16 protein-coding genes and 2 riboswitches are annotated in these 20,483 nt (G+C 66.7%); of the genes, 9 read left to right on the top strand and 7 right to left on the bottom strand.

The genetic code is table 11. The features are described 5' to 3' along the window. The 8 genes from MMSP_RS16075 (at position 1) to gcvP (ending at position 7,931) form a co-directional block, all read left to right on the top strand. The gene (locus MMSP_RS16075; protein ID WP_012394415.1) at positions 1–333 is read left to right on the top strand and encodes a small basic family protein; all 333 of its coding nucleotides are present in this window, start codon (positions 1–3) and stop codon (positions 331–333) included. A gap of 24 nt (positions 334–357) precedes the next feature. Beyond that, positions 358–1,248, top strand: coding sequence for a DUF881 domain-containing protein (locus MMSP_RS16070; protein ID WP_020725256.1), 891 nt, complete (start codon positions 358–360; stop codon positions 1,246–1,248). Positions 1,249–1,282: 34 nt separating this feature from the next. Further along, positions 1,283–1,687, top strand: a complete 405-nt coding sequence (gene gcvH, locus MMSP_RS16065; protein WP_020787473.1) for a glycine cleavage system protein GcvH — start codon at positions 1,283–1,285, stop codon at positions 1,685–1,687. A 266-nt stretch (positions 1,688–1,953) separates the two neighbouring features. Further along, a complete protein-coding gene (garA, locus tag MMSP_RS16060) occupies positions 1,954–2,433 on the top strand; it encodes a glycogen accumulation regulator GarA (protein ID WP_223161427.1) in 480 nt (159 codons plus the stop codon). Continuing rightward, on the top strand, positions 2,430–3,185 hold the full coding sequence (locus MMSP_RS16055) for a MerR family transcriptional regulator (RefSeq protein ID WP_012394419.1): 756 nt from the start codon (positions 2,430–2,432) through the stop codon (positions 3,183–3,185). Before garA ends, MMSP_RS16055 begins: the two co-directional genes overlap by 4 nt. Positions 3,186–3,325: 140 nt before the next feature. Next, the gene (locus MMSP_RS16050) at positions 3,326–3,820 is read left to right on the top strand and encodes a bifunctional nuclease family protein (RefSeq protein WP_012394420.1); all 495 of its coding nucleotides are present in this window, start codon (positions 3,326–3,328) and stop codon (positions 3,818–3,820) included. A gap of 278 nt (positions 3,821–4,098) precedes the next feature. Beyond that, entirely contained in the window at positions 4,099–4,731 is a 633-nt protein-coding gene (locus tag MMSP_RS16045; RefSeq protein WP_020787471.1) for a MerR family transcriptional regulator, read from the top strand. A gap of 72 nt (positions 4,732–4,803) precedes the next feature. Then, positions 4,804–4,901: riboswitch (glycine riboswitch) on the top strand. Beyond that, a riboswitch (glycine riboswitch) is annotated at positions 4,902–5,027 on the top strand. It begins immediately after the preceding riboswitch. A gap of 66 nt (positions 5,028–5,093) precedes the next feature. Next, complete coding sequence (gene gcvP / locus MMSP_RS16040; RefSeq protein WP_020787470.1) at positions 5,094–7,931, top strand: aminomethyl-transferring glycine dehydrogenase; 2,838 nt, start codon at positions 5,094–5,096, stop codon at positions 7,929–7,931. A 29-nt stretch (positions 7,932–7,960) separates the two neighbouring features. Here the strand turns inward: gcvP and MMSP_RS16035 are convergent, their stop codons facing one another. Continuing rightward, positions 7,961–9,274, bottom strand: coding sequence for a PE family protein (locus MMSP_RS16035; protein ID WP_020787469.1), 1,314 nt, complete (start codon positions 9,272–9,274; stop codon positions 7,961–7,963). Here MMSP_RS16035 and MMSP_RS16030 point away from each other — a divergent pair. Further along, the gene (locus MMSP_RS16030; protein ID WP_086084991.1) at positions 9,206–10,024 is read left to right on the top strand and encodes an alpha/beta fold hydrolase; all 819 of its coding nucleotides are present in this window, start codon (positions 9,206–9,208) and stop codon (positions 10,022–10,024) included. The genes MMSP_RS16035 and MMSP_RS16030 overlap by 69 nt on opposite strands. A gap of 29 nt (positions 10,025–10,053) precedes the next feature. On the opposite strand, the gene MMSP_RS16025 is transcribed toward MMSP_RS16030, so the two are convergent. The 6 genes from MMSP_RS16025 to MMSP_RS16000 all read right to left on the bottom strand — a co-directional run bounded on the left by MMSP_RS16025 (position 10,054) and on the right by MMSP_RS16000 (position 20,482). Then, positions 10,054–12,258: a substrate-binding domain-containing protein gene (locus tag MMSP_RS16025; protein ID WP_036426599.1), complete on the bottom strand. Its 2,205-nt coding sequence runs from the start codon at positions 12,256–12,258 to the stop codon at positions 10,054–10,056. A gap of 50 nt (positions 12,259–12,308) precedes the next feature. Then, complete coding sequence (locus MMSP_RS16020; protein WP_020787467.1) at positions 12,309–14,504, bottom strand: malate synthase G; 2,196 nt, start codon at positions 14,502–14,504, stop codon at positions 12,309–12,311. A 218-nt stretch (positions 14,505–14,722) separates the two neighbouring features. Then, positions 14,723–16,225, bottom strand: coding sequence for a PE family protein (locus MMSP_RS16015; protein ID WP_020787466.1), 1,503 nt, complete (start codon positions 16,223–16,225; stop codon positions 14,723–14,725). Between the two features lie 194 nt (positions 16,226–16,419). Next, a complete protein-coding gene (locus MMSP_RS16010) occupies positions 16,420–17,472 on the bottom strand; it encodes a hemolysin family protein (RefSeq protein WP_015355500.1) in 1,053 nt (350 codons plus the stop codon). Next, positions 17,469–18,851, bottom strand: a complete 1,383-nt coding sequence (locus MMSP_RS16005) for a hemolysin family protein (RefSeq protein WP_020787465.1) — start codon at positions 18,849–18,851, stop codon at positions 17,469–17,471. The genes MMSP_RS16010 and MMSP_RS16005 overlap by 4 nt, the downstream gene beginning before the upstream one ends. A gap of 194 nt (positions 18,852–19,045) precedes the next feature. Next, positions 19,046–20,482 (bottom strand): GuaB1 family IMP dehydrogenase-related protein, encoded by a 1,437-nt coding sequence (locus tag MMSP_RS16000; protein ID WP_020787464.1) that lies wholly within the window; start codon positions 20,480–20,482, stop codon positions 19,046–19,048. Between the last annotated feature and the right edge of the window lies 1 nt (position 20,483).

Below are 20,483 nucleotides of genomic sequence, written 5' to 3'. Positions count from 1 at the left end.
ATGATCGGAATTGCGGCACTTGCCGTGGGCATCGTGCTGGGCCTGGTTTTCCACCCCAGCGTGCCCGAGGCCATCCAGCCGTATCTGCCGATCGCGGTGGTGGCCGCGCTCGACGCGGTGTTCGGCGGACTTCGCGCCTATCTCGAGCGAATCTTCGACCCAAAGGTCTTCGTGGTGTCGTTCGTGTTCAACGTCTTGGTAGCCGCCCTGATCGTCTATGTGGGCGACCAATTGGGCGTTGGGACGCAGTTGTCCACCGCGATCATCGTCGTGCTGGGAATTCGCATCTTCGGCAACGCGGCGGCGCTGCGGCGCCGGCTGTTCGGAGCATGACGGAGATACGGAGATGAGGTCACTGTGAGTCAGGATCGTTGCGCCGCCGGCGGCGACGAAAGCCGTGACGAAAACCGTGGCACGGCAACCCAACACGGTCACTCCAAGACGACCCCGAAAAGTCACGCAACCGCCAAGCACGGTCGTCACGAGATGCCTGCCGACCGTTCCCGGCCCGACCGTGGACCGCGCGAGACTCAAGACTCCACCGGCGCGCGCCGCGGCCGTTCCCGGTTGTTGTTTGGGGCGCTGGCGATCCTGTTGTGCCTGGTTTTGGGGGTGGCCATCGTGACCCAGGTGCGCCAGACGGAGTCCGGCGACTCGCTGGAAACGGCCCGGCCCGCGGACCTGTTGGTGTTGCTGGACTCGCTGCGGCAACGCGAGGGAACGCTCAATGCCGAAGTGACCGACCTGCAGAACACTCTCAACGCGCTGGAGGCTTCCGGCAACAACGACCAGACCGCGATCGAGAGCGCTCAGGCCAGGCTGGCCGCGTTGTCCATCCTGGTCGGTGCGGTGGGCGCCACCGGGCCCGGGGTCACGGTGCGAATCGACGATCCGGGGCCGGGGGTGGCGCCGGAAGCGATGCTCGATGTGATCAACGAATTGCGTGCCGCCGGAGCCGAGGCGATCCAAGTCAGTGACGCTCAGCAGTCGGTTCGGGTCGGTGTGGATACCTGGGTCGTTGGTGCTCCCGGTGCGTTGACAATCGACAACAAGAACCTCTCACCGCCGTATTCGATTCTGGCGATTGGTGATCCACCTACACTGGCCGCGGCGATGAACATTCCGGGTGGCGCAGAGGACAGCATCAAACGTGTCGGCGGGCGGATGTCGGTACAGCAGTCCGACCGCGTAGACGTGACCGCCTTGCGGCAACCAAAACCTCACCAATACGCTCAGCCCGTCAAATGAACTAACACCGAAAACCGACCAGAACAGGATTACCGTGAGCGATATCCCCGCCGACCTGCACTACACCGCCGAGCACGAGTGGATTCGCCGGACCGCGGAGGACACCGTGCGGGTCGGGATCACCGACTTCGCGCAGTCTGCGCTCGGTGATGTGGTCTTCGTGCAGCTGCCCGACGTGGGTGCCGAAGTGACCGCCGGGGAGACCTTCGGCGAGGTCGAATCGACCAAGTCGGTGTCTAATCTGTTTGCCCCGATCTCGGGCAAGGTGGCCGCGGTGAACGCTGATCTGGAAGCGACGCCACAGCTGGTGAACACCGATCCGTATGGCGCCGGCTGGTTGCTGGACGTCCAGGTCGAGGGTTCCGACGTCGCCGCGCTGGAATCGGCGTTGGCGGCTTTGCTTGACGTCCAGACCTACCGCGACACGGTGACCGAATGATCGGTTGCTAAGGTCCCTGCCAGCGTTGGGGGTGCGTTGGACCCGTGACTGACCTATGAGGAACCAGCCTTTCGGGCATACGATCCGCAGTGGCGGGCACGTCGCCGCCGCGGGGCGGACCCTCGCGCGGTACGGTCGATAGATCAGCGTTGGAAGCGTTTGAAGGCAGTAAAAGGTAGTTCAAGCGGTATATCCGAGGGAGAAGCCGGTGGACCGGCTCGGCGGTCAAGGCGATAGCGGCCAGTGAGGAGCAGCGGGTGACGGACATGGACGCAGCAAGAGATAGGGACCAGACTTCTGACGAAGTTACCGTGGAGACGACATCGGTCTTCCGCGCTGACTTCCTCAACGAACTGGACGCCCCCACCCAGTCGGGCACCGAAAGCTCAGTTTCAGGGGTAGAGGGACTGCCGTCCGGCTCGGCGTTGCTGGTCGTGAAGCGGGGGCCCAACGCCGGGTCGCGCTTCCTGCTCGATCAACCCATCACCTCGGCTGGTCGGCATCCCGACAGCGACATCTTCCTCGATGACGTAACGGTGAGCCGTCGTCACGCCGAATTCCGCTTGGAAGGCAACGAGTTCAGCGTCGTGGACGTCGGGAGCCTCAACGGCACCTACGTCAACCGGGAGCCGGTTGATTCGGCCGTGTTGGCAAACGACGACGAGGTTCAAATCGGCAAGTTCCGCCTGGTCTTCCTGACCGGCCCCAAGCAAGGTGACGACGACGGGGGCACCGGAGGCCAGTGAGCGCGCCCGATAGCCCCGCGCTCGCCGGGATGTCCATCGGGGCGGTGTTGGAACTGCTCCGACCGGACTTCCCAGATGTCACCATCTCCAAGATCCGTTTCCTGGAGGCCGAAGGGCTGGTGACGCCGCAGCGCGCGGCATCGGGGTATCGGAGGTTCACCGCGTACGACTGTGCGCGGCTGCGCTTCATACTCACCGCTCAGCGTGATCATTACCTACCGCTCAAAGTAATCAGGTCGGAGCTGGACGCCCAGCCCGACGGCCAGTTGCCGGCGATTGGATCCCCTTACGGGGTACCGAAATTGGTGTCGGTGGCGGGTAACAGTGCCGGCACCGCCGGACCTGATGGGGGATCTGACACCGGGGCGGTCGCGCCGGCGCGAGTTCGGCTCAGTCGCGAAGACCTGATCGAGCGCTCGGGCGTCGACGACGAACTGCTCAGTGCGGTGTTGAAGGCTGGCGTGATCACAACCGGGCCGGGTGGGTTTTTCGACGAACACGCCGTGGTAATCCTGCAGTGCGCCCGCGCGCTGTCGGAATACGGCGTGGAGCCACGGCACCTGCGCGCTTTCCGCTCGGCGGCCGACCGGCAGTCGGACCTGATCGCACAGATCGCCGGGCCGTTGGTCAAGGCCGACAAGGCCGGCGCGCGCGACCGTGCCGACGACTTGGCGCGTGAGGTGGCCGCACTGGCGATCACCTTGCACACCTCGTTAATCAAATCCGCTGTACGCGACGTTCTGCACCGCTGAGGATTAGACTTTCCTCGACAGCTCGGTGTTCGGCGACAAAGGCCCGACAATGGCAGACAGTGGCAATGGGATGGGTGCTCACCGCGTCGTCACGCTGAGCAATGGTCGGTCACGGCGGGATGTGTGGAGGGCAGACACAGATGGGTGAAGTTCGTGTTGTCGGCATTCGCGTCGAGCAACCGCAGAACCAGCCGGTGCTGTTGCTGCGCGAAGCCGACGGTGACCGGTACCTACCGATTTGGATCGGCCAGTCCGAGGCCGCTGCCATCGCGCTTGAGCAACAAGGCGTGGAGCCGCCCCGGCCGTTGACGCACGACTTGATCAGGGATCTCATTGCCGCGCTCGGGCATTCCCTCAAGGAAGTGCGCATCGTCGATCTGCAAGAGGGCACGTTCTATGCGGATTTGATCTTCGACCGCAACATCACGGTCTCGGCTCGCCCCTCCGACTCGGTGGCGATTGCGCTGCGCGTCGGTGTTCCGATTTATGTCGAGGAGGCGGTGCTGGCCCAGGCCGGCCTGTTGATACCCGACGAGGGTGACGAGGAGGCCGGAAGCGCCGTTCGAGAGGACGAGGTCGAGAAATTCAAAGAGTTTCTCGACAGCGTTTCGCCCGACGACTTCAAGGCCACCTGACCCAACAAAGGTGCAGGAAAAAAGCAATCGTGAGGGAGGATCAACAACGTCACGGATCCGTCTCATCTCGCAACATGCCATCTCGACACGCCTAGGGGATGGCGCTCACGGGCCCGCGCAGCGTCCATACTTTGAAGGCGACTTGATGATGCAACCCGCGGACCGCAACGGTCCAACAGCGTATGCTCTTCAGCACTCGGCCCTGAGCAAACGCGGTTGCCGAGGCAGCCAGTGACGCAGCTAGTGACACAACAGCGCGATCGGCGAGAGGAAACACCGTGAGCGACCAGCCACGTCAAGAACAGCTGGATCTTGCAGCCAACCCAACCGCTGGGACCAACGGTTCTTACGATGGCTCTGCAGCAGGCGAACCCGTGCAGCAGGGACTGTTCCCCGACGATTCGGTACCCGACGAGCTGGTCGGCTACCGCGGACCAAGCGCTTGTCAGATTGCGGGTATCACCTACCGCCAACTCGACTACTGGGCACGCACCTCGTTGGTTGTGCCCTCGATCCGCGGCGCGGCAGGATCGGGCAGTCAGCGCCTGTACTCCTTCAAAGACATTCTGGTGCTCAAGATCGTCAAGCGATTGCTCGACACCGGCATCTCGCTGCACAACATCCGGGTTGCGGTCGATCACCTGCGTCAGCGCGGGGTCCAGGATCTGGCCAACATCACCCTGTTCTCCGACGGGACAACCGTCTATGATTGCACGTCGGCCGAGGAGGTCGTAGACCTGCTGCAAGGCGGCCAGGGTGTGTTCGGCATCGCGGTTTCGGGCGCGATGCGGGAGCTGACCGGAGTCATCGCCGACTTCCACGGCGAGCGGGCCGACGGCGGAGAATCCATTGCCGCCCCTGAAGACGAGTTGGCGTCGCGCCGCAAGCATCGAGACCGCAAGATCGGCTGACCGCCTTCGGCACCACGCATCGGCGTGCAGCGCGCCGTCGCTGCGGCTGTCCGAGTAAACTGGGCGACGCATCGTTCTCGTGCGGGAGAGTTCTGTGGCCGCCAGCTACGGACGCCGAAGGAGCAACACCTCTCCGTCAATCTCTCAGGCCCCCGGACCGCGCTGGATGACGATGCCTCTGGAAAGCGGTGGTGACCCGTAGCGGTCCTCGCCCGCCGATGGGGAAAGACGCCCGCTTGGGCTGGGCGCTGAATCTCTCAGGCGCCTGGTGCACGGGTGAAGACAGAGGGAGAGGGCCCGCTAGTCCTCTGCCCGCACGTGGCCTTGGGTAAGGCCCGTCCGCTGCCCAGTCAGGAGTCACCGTGTCCGACCACTCCATGTTCGAGTCGACCTTCGCAGACCGCCACATCGGGCTGGACAACCAGGCCATCGCGACCATGCTCGCGGTGATCGGCGTCGACTCGCTCGACGACTTGGCCGCCAAGGCGGTGCCGACGCGGATTTTCGATACGCCCACCGACAGCGGCCTCGCGCCGGGCCTAGATCAGCTGCCGCCGGCCGCCAGCGAGGCCGAGGCCCTGGCCGAGCTACGTGCGCTGGCTGACACCAACACCACGGCCGTGTCGATGATCGGACAGGGCTACTACGACACATTCACGCCGCAGGTTCTGTTACGCAACATCATGGAGAACCCGGCCTGGTACACCGCCTACACGCCGTACCAGCCCGAGATCAGCCAGGGGCGGCTCGAGGCGTTGCTCAACTTTCAGACGATGGTCACCGATCTCACCGGCCTCGAGATCGCGAATGCTTCGATGCTCGACGAGGGCACCGCGGCGGCGGAAGCCATGACGCTCATGCACCGTGCAACGCGCAGTTCCACCAAGCATCTCGCGGTGGACGCCGACCTGTTCACCCAAACCGCCGCAGTGCTGGCCACGCGCGCCAAGCCGTTGGGTATCGAGATCGTCACCACCGACCTGCGCGACGGGTTGCCTGACGGCGAATTCTTCGGGGTGATCGCCCAGCTGCCCGGGGCGAGTGGGCGCATCACCGACTGGACCGCCCTGATCCAGCAGGCCCATGACCGCGGCGCGCTGGTGTCCATCGGCGCCGATCTGTTGGCGCTGACACTTCTCACGCCGCCCGGCGAGATCGGTGCTGACATCGCGTTCGGCACCACCCAACGTTTCGGGGTTCCAATGGGATTCGGCGGCCCGCACGCCGGATATCTGTCGGTGCACGCCAAGCACGCCCGGCAGTTGCCCGGCCGGTTGGTCGGCGTATCGGTCGACAGTGACGGCAACCCGGCCTATCGTCTCGCGCTGCAGACCCGCGAGCAGCACATTCGCCGCGACAAGGCGACCAGCAATATCTGTACCGCTCAGGTGCTGCTGGCGGTGATGGCCGCAATGTATGCGAGCTATCACGGCGCCGATGGGCTGACCGGCATCGCCCGGCGGGTGCACGGGCATGCCGAGACCATCGCCGGTGCGCTGGGCGACGCGCTGGTGCACGACACGTTCTTCGACACCGTGCTGGCGCGGGTACCCGACCGTGCCGATGAGGTGGTGGCCGCGGCCAAGGCGAGCGGAGTCAACCTATGGCGCGTCGACGCTGACCACGTGTCGGTGGCCTGCGACGAAGTAACCACCGCCGCGCACGTGACCGCGGTCCTGGACGCGTTCGGGGTGTCGGCCGCCAAGGCAGCACGCGCCGAGATCGCGACGCGCACCTCAGAGTTCTTGACCCATCCCGCATTCACCAATTACCGCACCGAGACTTCGATGATGCGCTACCTGCGCGAACTCGCGGACAAAGATATTGCGCTGGACCGCAGCATGATTCCGCTCGGCTCATGCACGATGAAGCTCAATGCCGCAACCGAGATGGAGTCGATTACCTGGCCTGAGCTCGGACGTCAGCATCCGTTTGCCCCGGCCTCGGATACCCCGGGCCTGCGTCGGCTCATCACTGAGCTGCAGGGCTGGTTGGCGGCCATCACCGGCTACGACGAGGTTTCCTTGCAGCCCAACGCGGGCTCACAGGGGGAGTACTCCGGCCTATTGGCCATCCACGAATACCACGCCAGCCGGGGGGAGCCGCACCGCGATATCTGCCTGATCCCGTCCAGCGCACACGGCACCAATGCGGCTTCGGCCGCCCTGGCCGGGATGCGGGTTGTCGTGGTGGGTTGCCACGACAACGGCGATGTCGACCTCGACGATCTGCGTGCCAAGGTCGGCGAGCACGCCGACCGGTTGGCGGCGCTGATGATCACCTACCCCTCCACGCACGGCGTTTACGAGCACGACATTGCCGACATCTGTGCGGCGGTGCACGACGCCGGCGGCCAGGTGTACGTCGACGGCGCCAACCTCAACGCGCTGGTGGGCCTGGCCCGACCGGGCAAATTCGGCGGCGATGTCAGCCACCTGAACCTGCACAAGACCTTCTGCATCCCGCACGGGGGCGGTGGTCCGGGAGTGGGCCCGGTGGCGGTGCGGTCGCATCTGGCTCCGTTTCTGCCGGGCCATCCGTTCGCGCCGGGACTACCCCAAGGGGATCCGGTGTCGGCGGCGCCCTACGGGTCTGCCTCGATCCTGCCCATCACCTGGGCCTACATCCGCATGATGGGCGCCGACGGTCTGCGCGCGGCGTCGCTGACCGCGATCGCCTCGGCCAACTACATCGCGCGGCGTCTGGACGAGTATTTCCCGGTGCTCTACACCGGCGAGAACGGCATGGTCGCCCACGAGTGCATCCTGGACCTGCGCGGCATCACCAAGGCAACCGGAGTGACTGTCGACGATGTCGCAAAGCGGTTGGCAGACTATGGATTTCACGCACCTACCATGAGCTTCCCGGTGGCCGGCACGCTGATGGTGGAGCCGACCGAAAGCGAGAGCCTGGCCGAGGTCGACGCGTTCTGCGACGCGATGATCAGCATCCGCGCCGAGATCGACCGGGTCGGGTCCGGACAGTGGCCCGTTGACGACAATCCGCTACGGGGCGCGCCACACACGGCGCAGTGTTTGCTGGTGGGCGAGTGGGACCACCCGTACACCCGCGAGGAAGCAGCCTACCCGCTCGGCACCGCGTTTCGGCCGAAAGTCTGGCCGGCGGCGCGCCGTATCGACGGCGCCTATGGCGACCGCAACCTGGTCTGCTCCTGCCCGCCGGTGGAGGCTTTCGCCTAGGGCCGACCCGGTCGGCCGCGGGTTTCCGGCTAGGGCCCGTCGGTCCCGTTTGCCCCGGCCACCGTCCCGCCGTTGCCGCCGGTGCCCCCGGTTCCATTGACACCGCCGCGCCCGCCGTTGCCGCCGTTGCCGATCAACTGTGCATCGCCGCCGTTGCCGCCGTCCCCGAAGTTGCGACTGCTCCCGGACGTGCCCGCGTCACCACCAGCACCACCGTTGCCGATGAGCGCGGCCTCGCCGCCGTTTCCACCGTTGCCGCCGTTGCCGAGTCCGCCCCCGGCCGCTCCGCCGGCCCCGCCGGCGCCGCCGTTGCCCAGCAGTTTGGCGCCATGGCCGCCATCCCCGCCAGTCCCACCGGTGCCGCCAGCCAGGGCGGCCCCACCGATGCCACCGGCCCCGCCGCTGCCGATCAGGCCGACCGCATCACCGCCGTCCCCGGCGTCTGACATCGTCGCGCCGCCGCCCGCACCGCCGTTACCGATCAGCGTCCCGCCGGTGCCCCCGTCGCCGCCGTGGGCGAGACCGAGAGCGGTGTCGCCGTCGCCACCGTTGCCGACCATTCCGGCATTACCGCCGGCACCACCGGCCCCGCCCAACCCGCCCAGGGCCGCCGTGGGCACCACAGGGCCGCCGGCGCCGCCCGCCCCGCCATCGCCGAACCACCCGACAGCGGATCCACCGGCGCCGCCGGCGCCGCCGTTGAGTCCTTCGGCGCCCCCGCCGGCCCCGCCGATGCCCCCGTTTCCGAACAGCCCGACGGCCGCCCCGCCGGCACCCCCGGACCCGCCGTTACCGACGGCCGCCGAGCCGATCCCACCGACGCCGCCGCTGCCGCCGGCCAATCCGTTCGACCCCGCACCGCCGGCGCCGCCATTGCCGCCGTTACCGATCAGGCCGGCGGCCCCACCGACCCCACCCGCCTGGCCGGCCAGCCCGCTGCCGCCGTTGCCGAACAACAAGCCACCGTCCGCACCGGCCTGGCCCGGTGCCCCGTCGGCTCCATTGCCGATCAGCGGGCGCCCCAACATCGCCATCGTCTCCCCGTTGGCCGCGTCAAGCAGCGATTGCAGCGGCGAGACGTTGGCGGCTTCGGCGCCCGAGTAGGCCCCCGCGGCCGAGGTCATCGCCGCAACGAACTGGTCATGAAATTGGACCGCCTGAGCGCTCAAGGTTTGGTAGGCCTGGCCGTGCGCGGCGAACAAGGCGGCGATGACCGCGGACACCTCATCCGCACCGGCCGCTAACACCGCAGTGGTGGGCGCGGTTGCCGCCACATTCGCCATGTTGATCGTCGAGCCGTGCGATCTGGTGAGGGCATTGCGCCCACGGTCCTGCTCCTGCACGGATTCCCATCCAGTTCGTTCGACTTCCGGTCGGTGATTCCGTACCTGGCGGGTCAGGCCTGGCTGACCATGGACTTTCTTGGTTTCGGTCTGTCGGACAAGCCCCGTCCGCACCGCTACAGCCTGCTGGAACAGGCCGATTTGGTGCAAAACGTAGTAGCCCAGAACGTCACCGGACCGGTGGTGGTGCTGGCTCATGACATGGGTACCTCGGTGACGACCGAGTTGCTTGCCCGCGACCTCGAGGGCCGGCTCCCATTCGAGCTGCAACGCGTGGTCCTCAGCAACGGCAGCGTGATCCTCGAACGCGCCAGCCTACGTCCCATTCAGAAGGTGTTGCGTGGTCCGCTGGGGCCGATCGCGGCTCGTTTGGTCAACCGGGGCGGGTTCACGCGGGGTTTCGGCAAACTGTTTTCGGCGCAGCACCCGTTGTCGGCCCAAGAAGCTGAGGCGCAGTGGGAACTGTTGACCCACAACAACGGTCATCGCATCGCGCATCTTCTGATCAGCTACCTCGAAGAGCGGGAGCGGTACGCGCAGCGCTGGCACAACGCGGTACGGGACTGGCCCAAGCCGCTGGGGTTCGTCTGGGGCCTCGATGACCCGGTGGCCACAACGAACGTGCTCAATGGGTTGCGTGAACTGCGCCCGAACGCCGGGGTCATCGAATTACCCGGTTTGGGCCACTACCCGCAGGTGGAGGATCCCAAAGCGTATACGCAAGCCGCACTCGATCTGCTGGTCGGCTAGGCCCGTATCGATCCGCGCGGGTAGCCGGGTCAGCTCAAGAAGGTGTCGACCGCGGCGGCCAGGTTCGGGCCCGTCGAGGTCGCCAGGTTCTGGTAGCTACCACCGCTGAGCTGAGCAACGGCTTCCCACGTCTTGCGGTCCGGATCGGCACCAAAGTCGATGACGTTGACCGCGATTGGCTTGGCCGGGTCCGCGCTGGTCCGGATGAAATTCTCCAGGCCAGGGCCATCGAGGCTTTGGTCGGTATGGGGTCCCCCGGTGATCACCAAGATCGAGTTGGCCTGGTCGGCACGGAAATGCGCCTGCACGTCCTCATAGATCATCCGCAGCGTGGTGAACGACACCGCGCCACCGTTTGACGAATATTGCTTGTCCAGCGCGGCGTTGAGCGCCGCCGAGCGGGGCTGCCCGTTTACCGGGTCGGCGAGTGGCCCGGTGGGCACCTCGGTTCGGCCCTCGCGCCCGTCAAACGTCCACAACCCAACAGCCGAGGTGGGCGGCAGCGTCTTGATTCGGTTCTGCAGCGCCGCAACGATATTGGTTAGGCGAGTCTTGCCGCCGTCGTCGGTGGACAACGACTGGTCAAGCATGATGGTCGCGGCAACTCCCATCGACGGTGCGGCCACGGCATCGGCCAGTGTGGCGCGAATTCCCTCGTCACCAACGGAAAGGGGAGCGGGCAAGGCCGGAAAACTCGTGACAGGGCTGCTGGGCGGCTTGACATCGTCGACCCGGAATCCCGCTTTCGCCAACTTCGCGAGTTGTTCCGGCTTGTGCACGTACCGGGCAAAGGCGCTGGCCGCCGTGGTCTGCTCCTGCGACAACCATGACCCATTGAGCAGGACCGCCGGGTAGTCGGCGACCGCGACCGGGCCGGGCGGCAACCATGAACTCAACTTCTTCTTCGCGTCGGACAACGATTGTGCTCGCAAGAACAGCTGTTGCTCGGTGGTGATCACCGCGTGCACCGGCGCCGCGGCCACGTCGTCGGCCTTGAGCAGGGCGTCCATCGCTTCGCTGAGCGACCCGTCCGCCAACTTGGGCTGGGTGGCCATCAGCGTGCGCACCGCACCGATGCCGGCGGTCGGCGGCGCATCAGCGGGGGCCGACGCCGCCACGGCTTCACCGGCCAGGAAGGTGGCGTCCCCGTTACCCCCGACCGGCAGCGCCAGGCGCAGCGAACCCCAAGACGGCAATTTCAGGCCGGCCATCGAATTGGGATCCGACTGCAGACCGGGCAACGCGGCCCAGTTCTGGTTGCCAAGCGCCTGCTGCAGCTCGGGCCGGATCGCCAACAACACCGGCGAGGTCACCAACGACCGACTGTCGCTGATGGCTTCCTTACCTGCGGCTTGGACCAGCCGCGCCGCCGAGACGGAGCTGCCGGGAATCCACAATCCGGGCTGAGCACCCAGCTCGGATGGCCACTTGCCAATGAAGCCGGTGATGACGGCGTCGGCGTCGGCGGCCTTAACAGCCACCGACACGCACCGGTCACCAATGGGTCCCGACGATGCGTTGTAGCTGTCGGCAAAATCGTTGACCTGATCGGCGATCGACGGGTCGGCGATGACGGCGACGGTATCGTTTCCACCCACACAACGAGCCGCGGCGGTCTGCGAGCGGTTGGACAACACGTCACCGAAGAAGCGCCACCCGATCACTCCGACGACCACCACCACGACGGCCACCAAGGCCACGATCACGCCGACGCTGACTCCGCGCCGCCCGTCGGCGCTGCGGTGGCCGCCCTGCCAGCCGCGCAATCCACGATGGCCGGCAACACGAAATAGCGGCGGCGGGGGAGTTGCCGCCGGTTTGGGGTCACTGGGCTCCGGGCCATCCGGGTGCGTCCCGAAGTCCGGGTATTCCTCGGCCCCCAGCTCCGGATGCCGATCGTCGGCGCCGTAGGGATCCTGTTCGAGGTACTGGCTCTCGTCGAAGACCTGTTCGTCGGCCCAGTAGCCGTCCTCGTCTGCGGAGTCTTCGTCAGCCTCCTGATCACCGAAATGCCCAACGGTGTCACCCGGCTGCTCCCACCCGGGGTAGGGATAGCCGCCGGCCGAATCGGCAGTCTGGGGGTGCGCGAAGGCCCCCGGATCAGCGGCCGCCGAATCCGCACCCCCACCAGGCTGCCCGGTTAGCTCATCGTCCCAATCCTGATTCTCCGCATCGTGATCATCGGACGGTTCGTCGGCGGAGTCCTCGGGGTCGGGCAAACTGTGCCTACCCATACCGGTATCAGCGTCCTCTCCGTCGAAGATTGACCGATGGCCAGCGAGAATCAGGCACCAGCGCGTGCCTTCAATTCACGACGACGGCGGTGCAGGATCGGCTCCGTGTATCCGTTGGGCTGTTGTGCCCCCGACAAGATCAGATCCTGGGCCGCCAGGAATGCGATGCTGTCGTCGAAATTGGGTGCCATCGCGTGGTATTCGGGATCTCCGGCGTTCTGCTTGTCCACCAGCGGTGCCATGCGCTCGAGGCTAGCCCGCACATCCTCGCTGGTGATCACGCCATGCCGTAGCCAGTTGGCCAGCAACTGGCTGGAAATCCGCAGGGTGGCGCGGTCCTCCATGAGGGCCACGTTGTGGATGTCGGGAACCTTCGAACAGCCGACGCCCTGGTCGATCCAACGCACCACGTAACCGAGGATGGACTGGCAGTTGTTGTCGACCTCTTCGCGGATCTCCTCGGGCGCCCAGGCCAGTTCCTTGGCCAACGGAATGGTCAGCAATTCGTCAACGCTGGTGCGGGTCTTGCCCTGCAGCTCCTTCTGCACGGCAAAGACATCCACCTTGTGATAGTGCATCGCGTGCAGGGTGGCCGCGGTGGGTGATGGCACCCACGCGGTGGTCGCGCCGGCCTTCGGCTGGGCAATCTTCTGCTCCACCATGTCGGCCATCAGTTCGGTCATCGCCCACATGCCCTTGCCGATCTGCGCCTTACCGGAGAAGCCGGCGGCGAGCCCGGTGTCGACGTTGGCGTCCTCGTAGGCCTTGATCCACGCCGTGTTCTTCATCGCGCCCTTGCGGATCATCGGGCCGGCTTCCATCGAGGTGTGGATCTCATCACCGGTGCGGTCCAGGAAGCCGGTGTTGATAAACACCACCCGGTCGGCGGCCGCCTTGATGCATGCCTTCAAGTTGAGCGTGGTACGTCGCTCTTCGTCCATGATGCCGACCTTCATGGTCCCCTGCGGCAACCCCAGCACGTCCTCGACGCGGCTGAACAATTCACAGGTGAACGCCACCTCGGCGGGACCGTGCATCTTGGGCTTGACGATGTAGATGGAGCCCGTGCGGCTGTTGGTCAACAGCCCGTTGGCATCGGTGCTTCGCAGACCGTGGATGGCGATCAGGCCGGTGAACAGCGCATCCATGATGCCCTCGAACACCGGGGCGCCCTCGGCGCCTTCCGCGTCCGAAACGATGCCGTCGTTGGTCATCAGGTGGCCCACGTTGCGGACGAACAACAGGCTGCGGCCGGGCAAGGTCAGCTCACCACCGTGCGGGGCGGTGTAGGTGCGGTCGGTGTTGAGCACCCGGGTGAAGGTCTTGTCGTCCTTGGTGACGTCCTCGGACAGATCGCCCCGGTTCAGTCCGAGCCAGTTCCGATAGCCCAGCGCCTTGTCGTCAGCGTCGACCGCGGCCACCGAGTCCTCGAAGTCCATGATCGTGGTGATGGCGGACTCCAGGATCACGTCCTTGACGCCGGCGCCGTCGGTGGCACCGATCTGCGACTCGGGGTCGATCAGGATCTCGATGTGCAGCCCGTGATTGGCCAGCAGGATCGACTTAGGGTTCTCGGCGGTGCCGGTGTAGCCGGCGAACTGGCCGGGATCGGCCAGCGCTGCGGACGTGTCCGCCAGCGACACCACCAGCTGTCCGTCTTCCACCTTGAAGCCTGTGGCATCGGTGTAGGAGGCCCCCGCCAGCGGCACGCTGCCGTCGAGGAACTGGCGCGCGTAGGCGATTACCTTGTCACCACGGACCTTGTTGTAGCCCCGGCCCTTTTCGGCGCCGTCGCTTTCGGAGATGACGTCGGTGCCGTACAAGGCGTCGTAGAGCGAGCCCCAGCGGGCGTTGGCAGCGTTGAGGGCGAACCGCGCGTTGAGGATCGGCACCACCAGCTGCGGGCCGGCGGTCGTGGTGATCTCGTCGTCAACCCCGGAGGTGGTGATGGTGAAGTCCTCGGGTGCCGGCAGCAGGTACCCGATCTCGGTGAGGAACTCGCGGTAGGCCTGCGGGTCCAACGGCTCGATCACCCGGTGGCGATGCCACTTGTCGATCTGGGCCTGCAGATCATCGCGAGTCTTCAGCAAATCCTGGTTCTGCGGGGTGAGGTCGGTGACCACCTTGTCCACGCCCGCCCAGAAGCTGTCCTGGTCGATGTCGGTGCCGGGCAGGGCCTCGTTGTTTACGAAGTCGTAGAGCACCCGAGCGACGCGCAAATTCCCCGCCGACACGCGATCCGTCATTGCTTCCTCCCTTACTGGCAATTAGGTCAGACTACCGGCCGACAGCGCGACTGCCGCATCCGGCGGCGCGCAGCACCAGGTCACAATGGCCTAGCCAAGTTGCCCACCGCGGCGCATGGCGCTGCACGATCGCGCTCTGGCAACTCGTTGAGCTCAATTGGCGATCCGTGCGTGTTGCCGTAGCCGCTGAGATCATACGGGCCGGGCCGCGCTTCCGACTAAGCCCCGTTGGATCCGTCCTGCCCGAATAGCGACCCACCCATACCGCCGGCGCCGCCCGGGGCGCCGCGCCCGCCGTCGCCGCCGTCGCCGATCAACCTGGCGTCACCGCCGTTTCCACCTGGTCCCGCCATACCGGCAAAGCTGACGCCGGCGTCCCCGCCGGCACCGCCGTTGCCGATCAGAGCGGCCGTGCCGCCGTTGCCTCCGGCGCCGCTGGCAGCGGTATCGCTGGATCCACCCGAACCGCCCGCCCCACCATCACCGAACAGCCAGGCGGCGTTGCCGCCGCTCCCGCCGCTGCCCCCGGCATTGGCATTGCGGCCCACCCCGCCGACGCCGCCGTCACCACCGTCGCCGAACAGCTTCCCGCCTGCGCCGCCGGCACCGCCGACGCCCTGGTACCCGTTGAAGCCGCCGTTGCCGCCGCTGCCGAACAGTCCGGCATCACCACCGGCCCCGGCGATACTGCCGGCGCCGCCGAATGCGACGGCGCCGCCGTGACCGCCGTTGCCGAACAGCAGCCCACCATTGCCGCCGGCGCCGCCGTTGCCGTCAATGTGTTCCAAGCCGCCGTGACCGCCGTTGCCAATCAGCCCGGCGTTGCCTCCGGCCCCGGCAGCGCTTCCGGCGCCACCACCGTCAGCGGCACCGTTGCCGCCATTGCCCAGCAACCACCCGCCATTGCCGCCATCGCCGCCGGTAGTTCCGGGGCCACCGGCTTCGACGCCGCCGTCCCCGCCATTGCCGATCAGCAGCCCACCGGTGCCGCCGGCGCCGCCAGGCCCGCCGGTCCCGGAATTGCCAAACCCACCTGCCCCACCGGTGCCACCGCTGCCGAACAGCCCGGCGGCGGCGCCGCCCTGACCTCCGGAGCCTCCCGCGCCGCCGACGCCAGTCCCAGCCCCGCCGATGCCGCCGTTGCCACCGTCACCCAACAGCCATCCGCCGGCCCCACCGGCGCCACCGGGCAGACCGGTGGAATCGGGCCCGCCGATGCCGCCGCTACCGCCGTTACCGATCAAACCCGCGTCCCCGCCGGCCCCGCCGGCTTGGCCGATCCCACCGTTGCCGCCGCTACCACCGTTGCCGTAAAGCAATCCGCCGGCGCCGCCGGGCTGCCCCGGGGCTCCATCGGCACCGTCGCCGATCAGGGGGCGTCCCAATAGCGCCTGGGCGGGCGCATTCACCGCGTCGAGCGCGGCCTGCAGCGGCGAAGCATTCGCGGCCTCCGCGGTGGCGTAGGACGCCGCACCCGCAGCCATGGCCCGCACAAACCGCTCATGAAATTCCGCCGCCTGCGCACCGATCAGCTGATAGGCCTGGGCGTGTCCGTCGAACAATGCCGCAACCGCCGCCGACACCTCATCAGCGGCCGCGGCCAGCGCCCCCGTCGTGGGCGTCGCGGCCGCCGCGTTGGCCACGTTGATCGCCGAGCCGATGCTGGCCAAGTCCTGCACCGCCGCGGTCACCGCGTCCGGGGCCGCCACCACAAACGACATCACGTGCTCCTCACACCACCGCTAACGACCCACTTCTCCCGGACGACCCAATATGCGCGCCACACCAATCGCGAAAAAGCGACAAAGTCCTCGCAGCCACAACGTATCGTCATCCGACTGCGGCTTGCGCCGTTTGGCCAACTGGTTCAGAAATGGTGATCAGGGGCGGCCGCAGCCATAGGGCGTCCCGCCCGTCAGTTCCGGTGTTTCCCATCGCTGAGGGTGCCGACCAGGTCTTCCACTAGGTCCTCTAGCGCGACCATGCCGGCCACAGCGCCGTCGTCGGAGGTGACCAGTGCCAGATGGCTGTTGCTGCGACGCATCCGGGATAGCGCATCGGGTAGCGGCAGTGACTTCGCCAGCTGGGGCAGCGGGCGGACCAAGGCCAGGTCGATAACCGTTGCTGGGTCGTCACCAAGTGCCAACACGTCCTTGATGTGCAGGTACCCAATGAAATGGTGGTCGAGACCGAGCACCGGGAAGCGCGAATACCCGGTCTCGGCCAAGGCTTGCTCCACCGCACCGATCGTGGGTCCGGACCCTGCGGCAGCAACGGGCACCGCTCGAATATTGGGCAAGGGGACCGCGACATCGTCCACCACCCGGGTACGAATCCGTAGTGCCCGCGTCAATCGGGTGTGTTCCTCAGGATCGAGCAGACCCTCCGATACCGATTCGGCGATCATCTCGGAGAGCTCCACCGTGGAGACGGTGATGTCGAGTTCATCTTTGGGCTGCACCCCAAAGATGCGCAGGATCGCGTTGGCGCACTTGTTGTACAAGAAGATGATTGGGCGGGCGGCGCGCACATACGGCAGGTATGCCGGGACCAGCAGCATCGCGGTGCGTTCCGGACCAGCAAGTGCGATGTTCTTCGGCACCATCTCGCCGAGCAGCACGTGCAGCGTCACCACGATGGCCAGCGCGACCACGAACGACAAGGTGTGCAGCAACCTCGGATCCAAACCGGCCAAGCCGAACCATCTCTGCAGGGTCTGGGCCGCTGCCGGCTCCGCGATCCGTCCGAGAAGGATCGAAGACACCGTGACCCCAAACTGCGCCCCCGCCAACATCGACGGAAGTTGCTCGGCCGCCCGGATCACGGTGACCGCACTGGTCCTGCCCTGTTCGGCCAGTGCTTCGAGGCGATCGCGCCGGGCCGAGATCAGGGCGAACTCCGCGCCGACGAAGAACGCGTTGGCCGCAATCAGCAACACCGCAAGGGCCACAGCCAGCACCGGGTTCATCGGCCGCCCCGCTCCGGGTCGGAATCATCCTGGCCGTCCTCGGCACCGGCCAGCTCGGTGAGCTCCAGCAGGTCGATCCGGCGACCATCCATCTGTACGACGGTGGCGCGCCAGCGTACCGATTGATCGGGCACCCGGTCTTCGTCCAGCGCCGGAAGTTCGACCGTTTCGCCGGCCACCGGGATATGTCCGAGCTGGCGCAACACCAAGCCGCCGATCGTTTCGTAGGGTCCCTCCGGGGCCTGATAGCCGATGGCGATGGCCACCTCGTCGATGCGAAGCAGCCCCGATACCCGCCATCCGTTGCCGGCCGCCACCACGTCCGGCGTCGCGTCATCGTGTTCATCTCGGACATCGCCCACGATCTCTTCGACCAGGTCCTCGACGGTGACCATGCCCGCGGTGCCACCGTATTCATCCACCACCATGGCGGTCTGCAGCGAATTGGCCCTGATCTGGGCCATCAGCGCGTCGCCGTCCAACGTCGAGGGCACCACCGGAACCGGCTTGGCGATGCTGCTCAGCAACGTGTGCGCGCGCTTGGCGGCCGGAACCTGGAACACCTGCTTGACATGGACGATGCCGAAGGTCTCGTCCAGATCCCCCTGGACAACCGGGAATCGCGAGTATCCCGACGCAGCCACCGCGGCGACCAGGTCGGCGATGGTGTCATCGGTCTGCAACGCCACGACTTTTGAGCGCGGCGTCATCAGCTCCTCGGCGGTCAGGGTCCCGAACTGCAGCGACCTGCGCATCAGCGACGCGGTGACATCATCGAGTGACCCGCTTCGGGCGGAGCTGCGCACCAACGACACCAGCTCCTGCGGGGTACGGGCGGAGCGCAGCTCCTCGGCCGGCTCGATGTCGAGCTGGCGCACGATCCAGTTCGCGGCGCCGTTGGTCAGTCGGATCGCCGGGGTGAGCAGCACCGAAAACAGCCACTGGGGAAGGACCACCGCTCGAGCGGTCGGCAGGGGACGGGCCACCGCAAGATATTTGGGGACCAGCTCGCCAAACACCATCGATACCGACGTCACGACCACCAGCGCCAAGAACACCGTGATGGCGTCCGACATTTGGTCGGATATTCCGATTGCGGTCAGCGCCGGATGCGGCAACGCGTCGACCAGGGGTTCGGTCAGATACCCAGTGGCCAGGGTGGTGATGGAGATGCCCAGTTGCGCACCCGAGAGGTGGAACGACAGCCGGTGCTGGGCGCGCCGGATGAAGCGGTCACGGCTGTCTCCGCCGCGGGCGTTGGCTTCGACGGTGCTGCGGTCCAGCGCGGTCAGCGAGAATTCGGCGCCGACGAAAACCGCGGTGCCTAGGGTGAGCACCAGGATGGCCACGATGCTCACGGTGGTGGCGGTGAACATCATGTGCGGCTCAGTGGCGCGGCCGCAGCGCCCGGCGCGGATGCGGGGGACCGCCCGCCCTGGAAGCCAGCGGCCTCGGCGGGTGCCTGCGGCACGTCATCCCTTTCGCTAGATCCCGCGGTAGGGCATCGCAGGATTGAAGTCCATATGGTAACGAAACCATCCCGCACAGATCAGCCCTCGCCGTGTGGCGCTGCTCACCAGCCGGCGGGTAGGGGATGCCCCTCGGCAAAGCCGGCCGCTGACTGCACGCCGATGACCACCTGTTCATGAAGTTCGGCCAGATTCGACGCGCCGACGTAGGTGCAAGTGCTGCGCACGCCGGATGTGATGTGGTCGATCAAGTCCTCCACTCCGCCGCGATCGGGGTCGAGCCCCATCCGCGACGTCGAAATGCCTTCCTCGAACAGCGACTTTCGGGCCCGATCGAACGCGCTGTCGGTGGTGGTCCGAGCGACTACCGCACGCTTGGAAGCCATGCCGTAGCTCTCCTTGTAGGGCTGGTCTTCGCGGTCGCGCATCAGATCGCCGGGGGACTCATAGGTGCCCGCGAACCAGGATCCGATCATCACGTTGGACGCGCCTGCTGCCAGCGCCAGTGCGACATCGCGAGGATGACGGATCCCGCCGTCGGCCCATACGTGCCCGCCAAGCTCCCTTGCCGCAGCGGAGCATTCGAGCACGGCGGAAAACTGCGGCCGCCCGACACCGGTCATCATCCGGGTCGTGCACATGGCGCCGGGACCAACGCCCACCTTGACGATGTCGGCACCGGCGCCCAGAAGGTCCCGCGTGCCCTCGGCAGACACCACGTTGCCCGCCGCCAACGGAAGGCCCAGATCCAGCGATGCGACCGCACTGATCGCATCCAGTGTCTTGACCCGGTGCCCGTGGGCGGTGTCGATGACCAGCAGGTCCACCCCTGACTCGGCCAGGGCGCCCGCTTTGGCGGCCACGTCGCCATTGATACCGACGGCCGCCGCGATGCGCAGCCGGCCGGCCGCGTCGGTGGCCGGCGTGTAGATCCCGGCGCGGATCGCCCCGGTCCGGCTCAGCACGCCGGCGAGCGTGCCATCGGGCCGGGTCAGCACCGCAACCTCGATGGGCGAGTGCTCGAGCAGATCGAAGACCTTTCGCGGCTCGGTGCCCACGGGAGCGCTGACAAAGTCCAGGGCGGCGATATCGCGCACCCGGGCGAAGCGGTCCACGCCCACGCAGGACGCTTCGGTCACCAAGCCGATTGCGCGGCCCTCGGAGACCACAACGGCGACCCCATGGGCACGTTTGTGGATCAACGCGATCGCATCGGATACCGAATCCTCGGGGGCCAGCGTCACCGGCGTGTCTAGCACCAGGTCGCGGCTCTTGATGAACTCCACGGTTTGGTGCACCGCCGGGATGGGCAGATCCTGCGGCAGAACCACGATGCCACCGCGGCGGGCCACGGTCTCGGCCATCCGCCGCCCGGCCACCGCGGTCATGTTGGCCACCACCACGGGAATGGTGGTACCCGAACCGTCGGCGGTCGACAGATCCACGTCGAACCGGGACGCCACCAGGGAGCGATTCGGCATGATGAATACGTCGTTGTACGTCAGGTCGTACCCGGGCCGATGCCCGTCCAAGAACCTCATG

Origin of the sequence: Mycobacterium sp. 012931 (assembly GCF_000419295.1) — a bacterium.
Lineage (GTDB): Bacteria > Actinomycetota > Actinomycetes > Mycobacteriales > Mycobacteriaceae > Mycobacterium > Mycobacterium marinum.
The sequence above is the reverse complement of the archived record's forward strand: the minus strand, read 5'-3'. Positions and strand labels throughout refer to the sequence as shown.

Bases quoted from the DNA above. Each gene is read 5' to 3' on its own strand.
- MMSP_RS16075 (WP_012394415.1), top strand. From the start codon at position 1: ATGATCGGAATTGCGGCACTTGCCGTGGGCATCGTGCTGGGCCTGGTT.
- garA (WP_223161427.1), top strand. From the start codon at position 1,954: ATGGACGCAGCAAGAGATAGGGACCAGACTTCTGACGAAGTTACCGTG.
- MMSP_RS16050 (WP_012394420.1), top strand. From the start codon at position 3,326: ATGGGTGAAGTTCGTGTTGTCGGCATTCGCGTCGAGCAACCGCAGAAC.
- MMSP_RS16025 (WP_036426599.1), bottom strand. From the start codon at position 12,258: ATGGGTAGGCACAGTTTGCCCGACCCCGAGGACTCCGCCGACGAACCG.
- MMSP_RS16020 (WP_020787467.1), bottom strand. From the start codon at position 14,504: ATGACGGATCGCGTGTCGGCGGGGAATTTGCGCGTCGCTCGGGTGCTC.
- MMSP_RS16015 (WP_020787466.1), bottom strand. From the start codon at position 16,225: ATGTCGTTTGTGGTGGCGGCCCCGGACGCGGTGACCGCGGCGGTGCAG.
- MMSP_RS16010 (WP_015355500.1), bottom strand. From the start codon at position 17,472: ATGAACCCGGTGCTGGCTGTGGCCCTTGCGGTGTTGCTGATTGCGGCC.
- MMSP_RS16005 (WP_020787465.1), bottom strand. From the start codon at position 18,851: ATGATGTTCACCGCCACCACCGTGAGCATCGTGGCCATCCTGGTGCTC.
- MMSP_RS16000 (WP_020787464.1), bottom strand. From the start codon at position 20,482: ATGAGGTTCTTGGACGGGCATCGGCCCGGGTACGACCTGACGTACAAC.